This is a genomic window from Vibrio sp. Vb2880 (assembly GCF_033337975.1).
Classification (GTDB): Bacteria; Pseudomonadota; Gammaproteobacteria; order Enterobacterales; family Vibrionaceae; genus Vibrio; species Vibrio alginolyticus.
The window spans coordinates 141949-157112 of the sequence record NZ_JAWORT010000005.1 but is presented as its reverse complement, the minus strand read 5'-3'; the positions used below and the strand labels follow the sequence as shown (position 1 = coordinate 157112).

Below are 15164 nucleotides of genomic sequence, written 5' to 3'. Positions count from 1 at the left end.
TCGGTTTAAAAGAGGCGAAAGCAAAGTGGAACCAACCGGGAGAATCAGAGGAAAGCTCATGAAATTCAGACATAAGGTTGTCACAGCCTCTTCATTTTTGCTGCTAATTACCGTGTCGTTATTGTCGACACAACAAGTTATGACCATCCGCTCCCAAACTCAGGAGCAAATCGACTCAAGTGTAAACGAGATATTGACCAGTGTTGGTAACACTGTGCAATCAGAAATGAATGCAAAGAAGGATCTCGCTCGCTCCATTACTGAAGTGATTGAGCTTGACCCCAGTTCACATAGCTATGTTCAAAACATACTTGAAAGACCCACGCCAAAAAGCAGCTTCCTTGCCATCGGTTTTGGTTATGAAAGTAATGGCTTTGTGATTGAAAATGACGACGGCTGGGATGCGGGTCCAGACTACGACCCACGTCAGCGTCCTTGGTTTATTGCAGCTAAGAGCAAAGGCGATTTGGTCGTAACCGATCCGTACGTCGATGCGTCTTCGAAAAACGTTATCATCTCTGTTGGTACGCCAGTAAAAGAAAATGGCCAGTTTTTAGCCGGTATGTTTTATGACCTCGAATTAACTACCCTTTCAGATCTGGTCAACCAAGTGAATCTGTTTGATGCTGGTTACTTATTTCTGGTCACCGCTGATGGCACAACCATTGCTCACCCTCAAAGTAAATACAACGGTGAGAAAGTCGGTAGCTACCTCCCACAAATCGAACTTACGCAATCAGCACAACATGTTGAGATTGATGGCAACCGCTACATGGTTAACCTGACTCACATTCCTGGCGAGAACTGGTACGTAGGTTCGGTGATCGATGAAGCTGTTGCCTATTCTGCCGTAGGAGAGCTCCGTAACAACGCTATTATTTATTCAATCATTGCCGTGATTGCATCTATTATCGCCCTAACTCTGTTGATTCGCACTCTCATGCGTCCTTTGGACACGCTAAACAATGCGATTAAAGATGTAGCATCAGGGAAAGGCGACCTTACACAACGCCTCGAAACAGATACTGACCAAGAGTTTTCTGAGCTTGCCACAAACTTCAATACGTTCATGGAGAACTTACAACAGCAAATCATTGAGTCGAAACGTATTTCTGATCAAATTTTAAACGGAACTCAAATCACCGCTGAGGGCGCAAAAGACTCGGCAGGCGCAATTCACACTCAGCTGCAAGAGCTAGAACAACTTGCTACCGCGATGCATGAGATGTCTGTCACCGCGACAGAGGTTGCTAATAATGCGCAAGGTGCGGCAAGTGCAGCCAAAGAAGCCGACCAAGCAACGGTTGAGGGGTCTTCTATCGTTGGTGAATCTACACAAACGATAAACATGCTTTCCGATAGCATTGACCTTGCAGTCGAAGAAGTACAAGTGTTGGAATCTGCTACCGCCAATATCGAAACGATTCTAAAAGTCATCAACGATATTGCGGACCAAACAAACTTACTCGCGTTGAATGCCGCAATCGAGGCTGCGCGTGCGGGAGAATCTGGCCGAGGCTTCGCCGTTGTTGCAGATGAAGTACGTACACTGGCACAACGTACTCAAGAGTCGACAACAGAGATTCGTACTATGATTGAGCAACTACAATCTGGCGCTTCATCTGTGGCAAATGCCATGCATCAAAGCAAAGGTAGTGCTATAGAGGCCGTTGAAAAAGCGGGTTTAGCAAATAGTGCGTTACAACGCATTCGTGACGCGATTCAGCGTATTTCCGATATGAACTTGCAAATTGCCTCAGCAGCGGAAGAGCAAAGCCTTGTCGCTGAAGAGATCAACAACAATACGGTGAATATTAAAGACCTATCGACTCAAGTCGCCGAATCGGCAAATCGAACCAACGACGCGATGCAGGCGCAACAAGAAGATGTACATAAACAAGATCAAATCTTAAATAGATTTACTGTCTAACACTCATCTAAGCAAAAACAGCGAGCACCGGCTCGCTGTTTTTGTTTTTAACCCTCTACCCTAGTATTGGTCGATGTTACATGTGCCATGTTGTTGCTATTAAGCTCAACATTACAAGAACGCCGACTATGTGCCCTTTCAAGTTTAATTGAACTCGACATGGATATAGCGATCATTAGAACGACGATAATAGCGGTCGTCCACTTTTAGATAGGTGAAATCTCCAATCTTTATGTAGGTACTATTCCGAGGAATTCGGTCATGGTAATAGTAACTGCGCCTTGGTCGTCGGTTCTCAACATAAATAACGTCACGATGTTTGTGTTTATGCTTGTGTTTATGATGGTGGTGATGCGCATGATGGTGATCGTACCGATGTCGATGCTTATGCTTCGGGTCAGCCACCGCTTCTGTACTCAACACACCTAAAGACAACATAACGCCAACCATGGCAAAAGATAATTGCTTTGACACAACAGAGCCTCTTATTCATATCAACATCGATATAATAGAAGGGTGAATCACTGTACATGTCAGCCTTTCGCTAAGGAGTTTTACTAAAAAGTCAGCACTAACCGTGATTATCAGAGAAACGTCAAACATCACAAATGCTGATGACTTTGAGTGGCCTAGGTTCGGCTATGAATACAAAAAAGCCGCCCGTTTGAATACGAGCGGCTCAGTTTTTAAATAAGCTAGCGTGATTTTATACTGCTTGGGCAAACAGCAAGAAACAGCCGAATAGGAAGATCATGCTCATTCCCATTGCGCCGCCACCAGCTTCATAAATATTGTCATCTTCTACCGGCACTCGGCGCACTTTCATGGTCATTGATAATGGGACAAAGACCGCGAGAAACACAAGAATAATCCCCGCGTAGCTGAGAATAGCTAGGAAGTGTTCTGGCGCAAATACAGCACCTAATAGTGGTAGCACAAAAGTAGTAACAAAAATCACTGGCTTACTTGCTTTCAGTAGGTCTGCATTTTGATCGTATAGCGCCATTGCAACACCTAAGAACGACGTTAGCAGTGCCAAACCAGTAAACATGGATAGGATGAACTCTAAGCCCTCGTATTGCTGACCTAGTACCGAGATCAACTCTGTTACGTTGGAGTATTGAACAAGCTCATGAGGTGGTAGGTTGCCGACAACCGCTAACAACCATAACAGGTAACAAACAAGCGGAATAGTTGAACCCACGATAATCATATTACGCAGTTGTGTTTTACTCGCTTCTTTGTTGTAAGTTACAAGCGATGGGATCACGACCATAAAACCGAAACTGGTGAAAAGCACCGAACTGGTTTTGATAAGTGCCATTTTATCGTCGCTCACAACCTCATCAAGTCCTTCAAACGAGACGCTTGGTGCAAGCGCAAAAAGTGTCAGGATCAGCGCTACGATCATGCCTAGGAACAAACCGCGATTCAGCTTATCTACTACCCCTGTACCTGCCGAAACAATGATACCAACTAAAAGAGTAAAACCGACTTGGCTTGAGATCGTAGATGTTGGAAGCCCAATTGAGGCTGTTACTTTTTGTACGAGATCACCCGCACCAATGATGTAAGCCATTAATAGACAAACTAACAGGGCGTAAAGCAAGCTGTTGGTTACCAACTGGCCTCCTTTACCAAGCGTTTCGCGAGCAATTGCATTCATGCTCACACCACCACCTACTTTGCAACTGGCTTCAAGAAGGAGCAGCGCAGCATAAGTCGTTCCAGCCCAGATGAACAACATAAGAAGAGTGCCCCAAAGGAGGCCAAATTGAGCAAGCACCATTGGTATAGCAAGCATACCAGCGCCAAGAGCAGTACCTGCAACGATCAGGGAGCTGCCGACAAGTTTTAGGTTCACGGTTAATACCTCTAAATTCAATCCGTTAATTTCTCGCCAGTTGTGCTTTATCTAAAGCACACAGCAAAACGCTCCGACTTAGTCAAAATTTGGTTACAAGAGCACTATGTTACAAGAGCCCTGTATGGCTAAGAAAACATGCAACAAAAGGTGGTTAATCATTTGCACATGAACACTTGAGAGTCATTTTTGGCGATGTCATCGTTGATGAAATGTGCGCAACTTTGGGTTCGAAGCAAAATTGTTCATCTTAATTCATCAACCCCATTCGTTATGAATGGATTTGGTTCGAAAAGATTGTAAGGCATAAGCAGGACGATTGAAAAGCAAAAGGTCAATCTTATAGCGATATATTTTAACAACTCTTATCTTTTACCTAAGATGTGTTGTTTTTTTCGTCACTAATTAGTCTTTTATCGCTTAAAGAGAAGGAAGAACGTGCTCAATGGCTCAATTTGGCTGGGTGTACAGATTAATTTACAGTTTAAGTGAAGGTGTTAGATTCCAAGGACGTAGCCTAGATCGGACAATATCGCTATTATTCGCTGCGTACCGACACTGTTCGGTTCACATACCTCTAAACACTGATTTACGGTTCGAAAATATAGGTAAATGAGTGTCCGAATGCTGGGTGTGGTTCCCCAGCATTTGCATCCTTTCTTTTAGATGTCATCAATTGATCGAAATTGCGTAAATCTTGTATCGCCCGACTTTACGACTGTGTTAATACGCTTTATCTAGCGCGCCAATGATATAAGTTAACACTGGAATACCCATATCGGCGACCTGCTTCTCAGTCTCACTCATGTTTTCATGCGCCATCCGCAGCTCTACTTCACTTATCGATTCTTTGTGAAGGTAAAGCTCTTTGTAGTTCATCAATCGCTGTTGTGACTGTTGAATCAGTGTCACAACATTCTCTTTAGTCTCACGATGTTGCTGATCAATTTCACTAAATAAATGATCTAAAATGCGTTGCATTTTGCGAATAGAAGCTTTCGTTTCTATTGATTTGTATGATTGATACTTTTCCATTGAGTTAATAACTGACTAAAATATTTACGTTTTTATAAGACAGTTATTTTTATACTGATTGCAAAGCAGGTAAATATGTGGTGGTTAAACTGGTCCACTTCTTGCTCCGTTTAGGTCAAAACTGTCCTTTCAGGAGAGCACATGCAGGTAGACCCTATAATTCAAGCACTGATCGCAAGACGAAAATCGAATGGCCTCTCCCGTGAGCAAATGGCAAACATCGCTGGAATGAGCGTAAAAACATATCAAAGGATCGAGCGCGGAGAGTCCGATCTTAAACTCTCACAATATCGTGCCATATTGCGTTCGCTTAATTTGACTGACCTAGATATTGCTTTAGATGTACGTGATGTTCAGCATGTCACAGCAAATGACCTAACGGCCGTGGCGCGATTGCTCTCACCGGAAGCTCAGTCCCTGCTCGTTCGCCTGTTATCGTTAATCCTTGAACAAAAGAACAAGAAAGGTGATTAACCACATTACTCATACCCAAACGTGAATGTCCTGTTGAGCGTTGAAACATGAATCGTTTAGACAAAAATAAAACTCGTCAAATGACGAGTTTTATTCTTTATATCAGTCCGTTACTCTAGGCTTTTTAATTCCGATGTATCAACGCCTTTTATTGCATCTTTCGCCACTTTATCAGGATCAAAGACATCACGTTCTTCATACGAATTATCAATCATACCTTGTCCTATCGCGGTCGCCTGCTTTTGTAACTTGTTACCCTCTACCTCACCAGCATCCCAGCCTTGTCGATAATCTGAGTCGGTTTGATACCTTGTTTCGTCCTTAATATAGTGTTCAAAATCATTCCCTGCCTCTTGCATACCACTATGCCGACCGTCATGAAAGCCTTGGATATAAGCTTCATCATAACCGCTCTCTTTTAACGCGCTGTCACTCGTACCACAGCCTGAGAGGAGAACAAAAAATAGCGAAACGAATACCCTATGAAACATATTTAGGCCTCAAAGCTTTCAAATAAATTAATCATAGTTCGCGATTTCAACTTCTGCTTACTTCAGGCTATTAGATAGCATTGTGACTCGACGAAGCCTGTGAACTTGAGTCCCTACAGTGAGTACAAAGCTGGACAAAGCATCACACCTACTGATAAACGTTATACTCACGCGCGTTTAATACTTCCATCGCCAGTGCTTCATCATCTTGCTCAGCTAAACCGCTAATGCCAATTGCACCGACGACTTTCTCCTCTTGTTCTACAGGTACACCACCCATAAAGCCAGTGATCTTTGGGTCAGTCCAATAACTCAACTGCTTACCTGTCTCACGAGCCCAAGCGCCCAGATTGCCACTAGGCTGACGGTCTCTAGCCGAGGTGTAAGCTTTGTTCTGTGCCAACAAACCTGCTTGCACACTCACATCATCCATTCGGGCAAAACCGAGCAATTCTCCATGTGTATCAACCACGGCAACCGCAATGTTTTGCTTGCGAGCAGTCGCAATTTCCAATGCCGTTTGAATCAGAGTTTGAACTTGTACGTATTTCATTTTTCTCTCCTACGGGATCTCATGACCAAGGGTTTTCTCGAACAAGCCATACCAATGGCTACGTGATAGCGTGACGTTCTCTACTTGAGCACAAGCGCGAATACGCTGTGGGTTTGCGGTACCAATAACAGGCTGAATTTGGTTTGGATGACGCATTAGGAAGGCTAAAACAATCGCCTCAGACGACACGCCATATTCAGCTGCTAGCGCCATTACCATCTCCGCCGTCTGTCTGGTGTTGTGATCATCAGAATGTAAACCACGCTCTGAGAATCTTCCTTGCGCCATACTGCCCCACGCTTGCAGTTGGATATTATGCTTACGGGCATGTTCCAGTGTTCCCGCAACGTAGTCAGATTCCGACGAAGGAAGCCCCATGCCTTGCTTAATAAAGTCAGACTTAGCCAGACTCATTTCCAACTGGTTCGCCACAACAACTTCGCCCGTTGCTTGTTGAAGAAGGTCAATTTGAGCACTGTTCATGTTAGAAACACCGAAGTGGTTAACTTTGCCAGCTTGTTTCAGGGCTTTTAGCGTTGTGCCCAGTTCTTCAAATTCAACCAAAGGATCAGGACGATGCAGCATCAAAACATCAAGATTTTCCACACCATGGCGTTCAAGAATGCCCTCAACAGAAGCCGTCACCCATTTGGCAGAGAAGTCATACTGCTTAACACCTTGCTCATCTCCTAGACGGATGCCGCACTTTGATTGCAGATACATTCGTTCTCGTAAGGTTGAGTCATTGGCTAAGATGCGCCCAAACACTTCTTCAGCCTTACCGAATTTGTAGATATCCGCATGATCAAAGAGATTGATGCCAACCTCTAATGCTGCCTCTACAGCGGCATAAGCTTGGTTTTCATCTTGGGCGGTTAATGGGTTGCGATTCCACTCCCCTCCAAGTCCCATACAGCCGAAGACCAAGCGGCTAACGTTAGGTAAGGTTTTGGCGAGCGGTAGTGTTGGATTGTTCATCGTTATTCTCACTTTTCCGATTTCTGCATCTTCAATTTCTTAAGTTAACTCGAACCATCTTACCGTTCGTAAAAATTAGTTTAATACCGTAAAATAGAATTCATTATCCTCGCTACCGAACAATTAAAGCGAACAATAAAGACGAGCAATCAAGATGGCAGATTATAAGAGAATCGAAAAACTGATGCTGTTTGCCGAAGTGGCTCAAACACTCAACTTTTCTAGGGCAGCGGAGCAACTTGGCATTTCTAAAAGTTACCTGTCGGAACAAATCAAGCGATTGGAATCGGAACTCGCCACGCCTTTGATTGTTCGAACCACACGCAGCGTGAGATTGACGGCAGAGGGTGAGTCGATCTTTGCACAAGCGGAAGATCTCAAACGCCGCGTAGTGGAAATGGAAAAGAGTTTAAGTCAGCAATCTGAGCAAATAGAAGGTCTGATTCGGCTTACCGCTCCCAAGATGTTTGCTGAAGCGGTGCTGCATGATTTGTGCGTAGCGTTTCGCGCTCTACATCCAAACGTAGAATTCGAGATCCTTTCTAGCTATCAAGCGTTTAACCTGACAGAAACCAGCGTTGATTTTGCGTTTCGAGCGACAAGAACGCCGCCAGAGAATATGATTGCGCATCACCTTTTGGACTACCACCATTGGCTGGTTGCCTCTCCTCAGTATCTACAAGAAAAAGGCTCACCGGAGACGTTAGCGGATTTAAAACAGTATCAATGCTTAACCACATTGCATCAAAAAGAGTGGCCGTTAAAAACGGGAACACTTCAAACCCAAGGTTGGCTTTCAAGCAATGAAAACCGCTTACTCAAAGAATCAGCCCTGTCTGGCAATGGCATTGCTCGGTTAGCAAGTTACTTTGTCGAACAAGACGTTGAGCACGGCCGTCTAGTGCAGGTTCTATCGGAAGAAACCGACCACCAGCACAACGCGGTGTACTTGGTGTACCCACAACTTATCTATCAATCAGCGAAAACCAGAGCCTTCATTGAATTCGTGAAGCAGCACTTTGCTATATAACTAAGGCAGTTAATCCGCAGACCACACCGAGCGAATATCTGGCCAACCCCAATTGGTTAAAGCAACGTCTTCTAAAACACCTTGGAAACGCAAAGTTTGTGTATGGTGGAACATAGGTGCAATCCAATACTCGCTGATCAACGTCGATGCAATTGGCTCCAATGCATTAAGGTACTCCTCAAGTGGAACGAAAGATCTGACTCTCTGTAGTTGTTCATCTAACCATTGTGCGTTCTTTTCTCCCAAAGTGTGGAATAGCACAGCGTTGCTGAAGAAGTTCGTGAACGCTGAGGCATGACGATTATCATCTAGGTTTATGTTCGTTACGACCATTGTCTCATTTAGCTCACCGTTCTTAGCCTTCTCGTTCAGCTCACGGTAGGAATACATAACAATTTCTACTTTACTGCCAACACTCGCCAAACGATTAGAAATAGCCCGCGCGCAGCGACGCAACGCGGTATAGTTATATCCTGCTATCGTAATGTGTTTAGGTAACTTAAGCGGCTCACTAAACGGACGGAGCACTGACTTCCAACCTGGTAGCAGGTTATAAGCGGGTATACTCCCAAATACAATATTCTCGCGGCGCATCACTTCGGCCAAGTGCTCAGGCTGAATTAGCTCACTAATATAACGGCGCTGCGCTAAAGAGAGTTTGTGCTTAGCGTGCTGATTAAATAAGGCGAATAAGCAACCATCTTCTATTCGGCTACGCTTGCTCGCCGATGCGTTTTCTCGGTTTTGCGTCGACATATAGTGTCCACACAAATCCTCCTCGGGCGAAGCATCCCTTTGCAACGTATTTGCTGCCAATGACGGGTTCTCCATTTGCTCGTCATTAACAATCCAGATAGTCACCAAATCCGTTAGAACTCTACATGCATAGTAACCATTAAATGCTTGCAGTTTTAAACGACTTTCATTGTGCTCGACAACAGAGAATGGGCCACTTCCGACCACCAGCTTGTTATTCGCTACGTTAACTTGGCTTACTGGTTGAATGCCGTATTTCACACCAGAAATAAGTCCAGCAAAGCCCAAGTCAGCTCGATTAAGCTTAAAAACAACCTTCAATGGCGTTGGCGCAGTAATGTTAGCAACATGTGCCAATTCTTTTTCGTAATACTGTAGTGAACTCAATTTTGCAAACAAGCTAACCACTGTTTCTGCATCAATGGAATTACCATTATGAAAAGTCAGACCTGGACGAAGGTAGAAAGTCCATTCGTAGGTGTCTTCGTCATAACGCCAGTGATGTGCGAGTTCTGGTTGCTCTTTCCCATTGTGATCACTCGAAACTAAGCAACAATAGATTTGCCTTAATAAGAAACGTTCGCTGCTACGCTGAAGTTGATGTGGAACGACGCGCTCAAACATTCGCTTATAGGTTAATTGAATATTGAGCTGTCCTTCTTGAACAGAAGCACCAGACGTTGTTTTTAACAAACGGCCAAATGCCATTTCGTCTTCATCTAATATCGCCAGTGCTTTTTCATACTTGCCTAACTTGATACGTTCAAGAGCCAAGCTCTCTTTTAAAACGTCTAACTCCATATTCAGAATAAGAGTCGATCGTTGGTTCCGCCCAGCTTTCGGGTGCCAGCTCAACCACGCCTTCTGCTGCATCTGCGTTAGCAGGCTACGAGCATGCCGAGAAGAAGTGAACATGATGTCGGCAATGTCCTGTAACGTGGTTTTTGTTTCATCACCAACGCTAAACGAGAGTAATCGTTGGTAATAGCGAAACAAATTGAGATCAGACACTGAATCAACCTTAGATCTGTGAAGTTTGTGGATAGGAATAGTTTACTTAAGTTGGCGGTAATAAAATAAGAAAACTTCCTAATTATCTGTTCCCCTTTTCCACAATTAACCTCCAAATTCGGCTTTAAAGCCCCATATATTTACGTTATTAGGAAAAAAGCCAACAAAAGCACTCTCTTTTTTATATCCCCTTTTATACACATAATTTACTCGTCAGCTAAAGGAGGAAAAAATGAAGAAGCCAATGATGGCGTACTTTTTTCAGCAACGCCTAGCTCAATCGAGTAATAAAATAGAAGTGATGACTCTGGTTTATCTTAACGATATGTTCCAGTGGTCATAGCCTAACCTCAAGCAGAACTTAGCTCCTGATACTACACCCCCACTTCGTTGTATCTTAAGTTCTGCTTTTTCATCTTTTGCACTCTACTACCTTATTGCAGGTTACTAAAAGTTGACTATTTGAAATAGTATTATTTCATGCACTATTAGCGTTGTTGCAAAATTCTTACAAGAGGCTAAACAGCCTAAAGAGAAATGATTTTGATATAAAACACTGAGCTTCAGGCATGCCAAACCCTCTAAGCTTGTTGAGCACTTTTAATCATGGTGTAAGTTTCACCAACTTGAGCGTTGTAGTTTCTTAGTTATAGTTTCTAACCCAGCAACTGCTTCACTCGATACATAGCTTTTTCGGAGAGTGCACATCTGAGCTCTTTCTTGACCTCCTTTATATACCGTAGAATGTCTTACATCCTAAAGCCAGATTACGAAGGTATCCACGCTCCTAAAAGGCCGATCCTTCCCTTGGCTAAATGATAGGAACTGCTCTCTTTATTCGTATGACATTCATGGCATTTTCTTATGCCATAAGTGTCATCATCTGATACTTCTAGGACCGTTTAATGTGTCTGCCTAAGTAAATGGGGCAATACTTCGGCACCAGTTATTTAGATAAACTCAGAGCTACTACGACTATTTCGCACGCGCTGGTATCTACGGCTAAATATAACTTGCGCCAGATACTCTATTGCGCTCCTAGTGTTGCTTTAAATGAAAGCTTAATGTCCTAAGCCCAACGGTATAGAGAAAACGCCCTTTACCACCAGTGCGGTAGTAATAGCTAGGTCTCAGATCCGACGAGACATAGTACGCTTGTTCGATTGGCTTTGCTTCTATTCGCTTATGGTTTATTCATCAACCCCAAAAGTGGGTGACCCCCGGTTAATGAAGGCATTATTTAGTGGTTTTCTAACGAGGTTTACGCATAAGGTTATGGTTATTAACTAGTGCAGCCTATCAAATCGCAACTTATTTATTTAGTTACATCAAATTACTCAGCACAGACGAATTTGGTAAGAAAAGTTAAGTAATATTAAATTTTTAATATCGTTTAAATTTTACATTTCATTATAAACAACATTAGCAAATATAATTCACCATTAAAAAAGCCTAACAAAAATTAACAGTTAGGCTTTGTTTATTTTAAATGTAAAATATCATATAAACTAATTAATATATATGTTGCAAAACCGTGCTTGCAATCTGATTCACATTACTTCCATTAGCGTTAACCCCTTTAGAAGTAAAGTTCCACTCTTTATTTTTATAAGTCAAAAGGCCAATATAAATTCCTGTATGACTCCCTTGTTCATTTAAAGTGAAGCGACAAATCTCATTTGAAGATTGATCCAAAATACGGCAAAAAGCGTTTTCGACTTTATCGAAAGTTTGTCCTCTAAAACTGTTAACTGTAACAGCAATGTATTTAACAGAATTAGGCAACTTTGTCAGGTTAATAGTAATTTTCTCATCGTCACCATCACCTTTGCCTGTCAAATTATCTCCTTGGTGGATAACAGACTTACACTTTGATTTCAACTGAGCGTACCAAACAGAATCTAGTACATTTAAATTTTCATCAATCAATAGGCAGGATGCATCTAAGTCAATTGAAGCGGTACCGAAAATAGAAGCAAGGAAACCTTTCGATTTAGCTACGTCCCAACCTAAACCAACAGTAATACTAGATAATTTTTCAACTTCTTTAGTAAGCGATATCGTTGAGTTCTTTGATAAATTAATAGACATAATCTTACCTTATTGATAACCAGCCACAATGTCGCCGAGACCTAGTTGGTAGCCAGCTCCAACTGCATGGAACTCCCACTCGTTACCACTTTTAACTAACGAACCTACTTGCACAGCAGATTCGTTTGCAAACTCTTGACCTAGTTTGTACTCAGCAATCAAGCTCCCAGTTACGTCATTGTAAAGCCTAATGTAGCTGGTATTTACATGTGAAAAACCACGTGTATCGTTATGAATCGTAACAAAAATAGATAACTCAGCTGCTCTTAGGTCAATTGATTGCAGATCTATGTTGATGACCTCATCATCACCATCGCCAGCACCGGTGCGGTTATCACCATGGTGTACCACTGCTCCCTGGGGGCACTCCAGATTATTGTAAAAAACAAAGTGCTTATCAGACAAAAGTTTAGGCTGATCTTGTGCATCGTAAGAGCAAATAAATATACAGCAATCAATGTCAATTGGTGGTTCTGTGGGTATTAGATCCCAACCAAGCCCAAGCCTCAACTTACGCAACGCAGGCTCAGCTTTCGTTAAGTTTATTGCATTACCTTTTTCTAAATTAATCGACATTAATTATTCCTTATTTTTTAATAGCTTAGATAATTCTTTTTTCATATTAACCATTCTCTCATCAGCGATCTCGCGATTTCTAGCTCCCTCCTGTTCAATGGAAACAACATCTTGCAATGTGGTAATCAGAGTATTTTGCACGTGCTCCAGTGTTTCCAGATCTATAACTGAACGTTGATTAGCTCTTGCTGTTTGCAACGTATTTTGTCTTAATAAATCTGCATTTCTCTTAATTAAGCCATTTGTAGCATTGTCAATTTTGCCCGCAAGTTCTAGCGACTTTCTCTGCTCTAACATAGAAATAGCAAGCGTAAATTGCTTCTTCCACGATGGGATCGTTAATGTCTTTATATTGTCGAACTTCTCAATCAAAGTGATATTGTTAGTCTGTACCATCCGAATCATTGGAGCCGTTTGTAACGCAAGCATTTGCAATGACCTTAAGTCGTGAACACGTTTTTCAATACGATTGTGAAAGGACTGTAAGTCGCTTAATTCTTGCGCTTTTAAAGGAGAGTTTTCATCTTCAAGCTCTTTTGCTAAGACTTCTGCTTTACCTTTTATGAGCAAACGCCTTGATTCTCCGTATATTATGGCTTCTGTTAACGCCTTATACTGCGCTATGTTTTGAGAAAAAACAGTTTCGAGCTGAACAGAACGCTCCTGGAGACGCACTTGCTGCGAATTAATCTCTTTTACTACCCTGTCGAGCTGAGTGCTTACCGAGTTAAACTGAGCTAAAATAGCCTCTTTAGAATATTTGAATCTAGATATCAACTTTCCAAAAAAGCTGTCTTTCCCCATTAGCCCACTTAAATCAACTCCTTTAGCCAAGCCCACAACTTGATTTAGGTTCTCTCCCATTTCTTCCAGATCTTTAGTCCGAACTTGATTCAACATAGAGTCAGAATATTCAGCTATTTTCTCAGCTGACTCATGACCGAGAGTACTAATACCTCGTGACGAATAGATATCAATCTGATTAAGTTGAGTAACTATACGTTGAAATGCTTCTCTCGGGTTTAAGTTCGCTTCGTTCAGATCAGCTTGATAAACTTCAATCGATTTTTCAACACAACTGTATATACTTTTAACATTTTGTCCTTTAATCGTCGGAAGTTTAGAGATATCTGTAGTGCCTTCAACTATTAGTGAGTTTTCTATTGTTTTTACAACATTAGTATTAGATGAATTTTCTATATTGTTAGAATTAACATTTTTGGATGTAAAAGTCTTCGGTTGGAATACCATTTATCGCAGCTCCTCTATATTTCGAATCAATTGTTCCTGAATGTCGTTCAGCTCATAGTAAAGTATTGAATCGTTTGATTCGTCGATAGCAATAACTGTTAAAAATTGCTGTTTCCAGACTTGAATAATATCTACTTTAATTTTTTCTAACTGTTCAAAGCTACCTAACAAATTAGAGCTATATAATTCTATTTGGGGGAAAGTCAAATCTATAGATTGTTTTAGAGAAAGCAAAGTTTGTACTTTCCTTTCCCATCTTTTAATTGAATCAAATCCGTTTTTTTTAAAAGAGTCAGAAAGATTAATACTTTCTTGTTGAATTGATTTTTTTTCTTTATCCATCCTTAGTATCAATGCTAAAATTTTGAATATAAGGTTTTTATTCAAGCTTTGTAACTCTATAGACCAATACTGAAACTTTTCGAGATGCGTTCGCATTTCAGCTAGGTTATCAAATACTCGATTTATTCTTTCGTCAATATTATCACTTACATAATCAAAGTCATACTTAATCTTTCTTATTTTTTGATTATGGTTACCAAAAAGTTTAGATAGCTTCGTACCAAACTTATGTGGATTGAAAATATCAATATCTATACTTTTTGCCAATTTAATAATGATCTGTCCTAATCCTAAAATTTTATCTACCTTACTTAACTTAGCATAATCGGACAAAAACCCTTGTAATTGTTGGAATTTTTTTGACTCCACATTTCCAAATTCTATTTGATACATAGGATCATTGAAAATAATAGAATTGTAAATGTTAATTATAACCAAATAGTCTCCATTATTTAAATTGACATTTTTAAACTCTCTTCTACACAGTTTTTCAACTTCAATTTTAAAATCTTCTTCAACATTAACTAAGTCACTTTGAATTGACTTTATTTTATTGCTAAATAAAACTGAAGGTTTTTTCTTATTATTATATTTTATGTTTTTCCCATATTTTTCACTCTGAAGGTGTTCAAAACTCTCTTCGGATACAAGACTTCTATTAGACTTTATATGGCTAAATTTCTTGACAGCTAATTCATGTTTTTCTTCATTTTCAGGAAGTTCATTAACATGAGTTGGATCTAAATCTTTATGATGAAATGTTTTTATCATTACTTTTCGCA

14 protein-coding genes and 1 pseudogene are annotated in these 15164 nt (G+C 41.2%); 3 read left to right on the top strand and 12 right to left on the bottom strand.

Annotated elements, in window-relative coordinates; genetic code table 11:
- Positions 1-58 precede the first annotated feature (58 nt).
- Positions 59-1930, top strand: a complete 1872-nt coding sequence (locus R7M92_RS07745) for a methyl-accepting chemotaxis protein (protein ID WP_017821611.1) — start codon at positions 59-61, stop codon at positions 1928-1930.
- 144 nt (positions 1931-2074) lie between these two features.
- Here R7M92_RS07745 and R7M92_RS07740 read toward each other — a convergent pair whose 3' ends face one another.
- The 3 genes from R7M92_RS07740 to R7M92_RS07730 all read right to left on the bottom strand — a co-directional run bounded on the left by R7M92_RS07740 (position 2075) and on the right by R7M92_RS07730 (position 4829).
- Positions 2075-2404, bottom strand: coding sequence for a hypothetical protein (locus R7M92_RS07740; protein WP_081008272.1), 330 nt, complete (start codon positions 2402-2404; stop codon positions 2075-2077).
- A gap of 232 nt (positions 2405-2636) precedes the next feature.
- Positions 2637-3794, bottom strand: a complete 1158-nt coding sequence (locus tag R7M92_RS07735; protein WP_005375474.1) for an amino acid permease — start codon at positions 3792-3794, stop codon at positions 2637-2639.
- 723 nt (positions 3795-4517) lie between these two features.
- On the bottom strand, positions 4518-4829 hold the full coding sequence (locus tag R7M92_RS07730) for a hypothetical protein (RefSeq protein WP_005375472.1): 312 nt from the start codon (positions 4827-4829) through the stop codon (positions 4518-4520).
- Between the two features lie 141 nt (positions 4830-4970).
- Here R7M92_RS07730 and R7M92_RS07725 point away from each other — a divergent pair, with 141 nt between their 5' ends.
- Positions 4971-5303, top strand: coding sequence for a helix-turn-helix transcriptional regulator (locus R7M92_RS07725; protein ID WP_318133053.1), 333 nt, complete (start codon positions 4971-4973; stop codon positions 5301-5303).
- 110 nt (positions 5304-5413) lie between these two features.
- On the opposite strand, the gene R7M92_RS07720 is transcribed toward R7M92_RS07725, so the two are convergent.
- The 3 genes from R7M92_RS07720 to R7M92_RS07710 form a co-directional block, all read right to left on the bottom strand.
- Entirely contained in the window at positions 5414-5794 is a 381-nt protein-coding gene (locus tag R7M92_RS07720) for a hypothetical protein (protein WP_031780944.1), read from the bottom strand.
- A 148-nt stretch (positions 5795-5942) separates the two neighbouring features.
- On the bottom strand, positions 5943-6347 hold the full coding sequence (locus tag R7M92_RS07715; RefSeq protein WP_005385161.1) for a GlcG/HbpS family heme-binding protein: 405 nt from the start codon (positions 6345-6347) through the stop codon (positions 5943-5945).
- Between the two features lie 9 nt (positions 6348-6356).
- The gene (locus R7M92_RS07710; RefSeq protein ID WP_318133052.1) at positions 6357-7325 is read right to left on the bottom strand and encodes an aldo/keto reductase family oxidoreductase; all 969 of its coding nucleotides are present in this window, start codon (positions 7323-7325) and stop codon (positions 6357-6359) included.
- A 154-nt stretch (positions 7326-7479) separates the two neighbouring features.
- Between R7M92_RS07710 and R7M92_RS07705 the strand changes: the two genes are divergently transcribed.
- Positions 7480-8355: a LysR family transcriptional regulator gene (locus R7M92_RS07705; RefSeq protein WP_318133051.1), complete on the top strand. Its 876-nt coding sequence runs from the start codon at positions 7480-7482 to the stop codon at positions 8353-8355.
- Between the two features lie 9 nt (positions 8356-8364).
- Here R7M92_RS07705 and R7M92_RS07700 read toward each other — a convergent pair whose 3' ends face one another.
- The 6 genes and pseudogenes from R7M92_RS07700 to R7M92_RS07675 form a co-directional block, all read right to left on the bottom strand.
- Positions 8365-10122, bottom strand: coding sequence for an SgrR family transcriptional regulator (locus R7M92_RS07700; protein ID WP_318133050.1), 1758 nt, complete (start codon positions 10120-10122; stop codon positions 8365-8367).
- Between the two features lie 508 nt (positions 10123-10630).
- Positions 10631-11146, bottom strand: a pseudogene (locus R7M92_RS07695) (IS5/IS1182 family transposase); the annotation flags it as partial.
- 488 nt (positions 11147-11634) lie between these two features.
- Positions 11635-12213 carry a TerD family protein gene (locus R7M92_RS07690; protein ID WP_017635838.1) on the bottom strand — a complete coding sequence of 193 codons (579 nt, stop codon included), beginning with the start codon at positions 12211-12213 and terminating at the stop codon, positions 11635-11637.
- Positions 12214-12222: 9 nt separating this feature from the next.
- Positions 12223-12789: a TerD family protein gene (locus R7M92_RS07685; RefSeq protein ID WP_318133048.1), complete on the bottom strand. Its 567-nt coding sequence runs from the start codon at positions 12787-12789 to the stop codon at positions 12223-12225.
- 3 nt (positions 12790-12792) lie between these two features.
- Positions 12793-14040 (bottom strand): toxic anion resistance protein, encoded by a 1248-nt coding sequence (locus tag R7M92_RS07680; protein WP_318133047.1) that lies wholly within the window; start codon positions 14038-14040, stop codon positions 12793-12795.
- Positions 14041-15153: a hypothetical protein gene (locus tag R7M92_RS07675; protein ID WP_225473267.1), complete on the bottom strand. Its 1113-nt coding sequence runs from the start codon at positions 15151-15153 to the stop codon at positions 14041-14043.
- Positions 15154-15164: the final 11 nt, after the last annotated feature.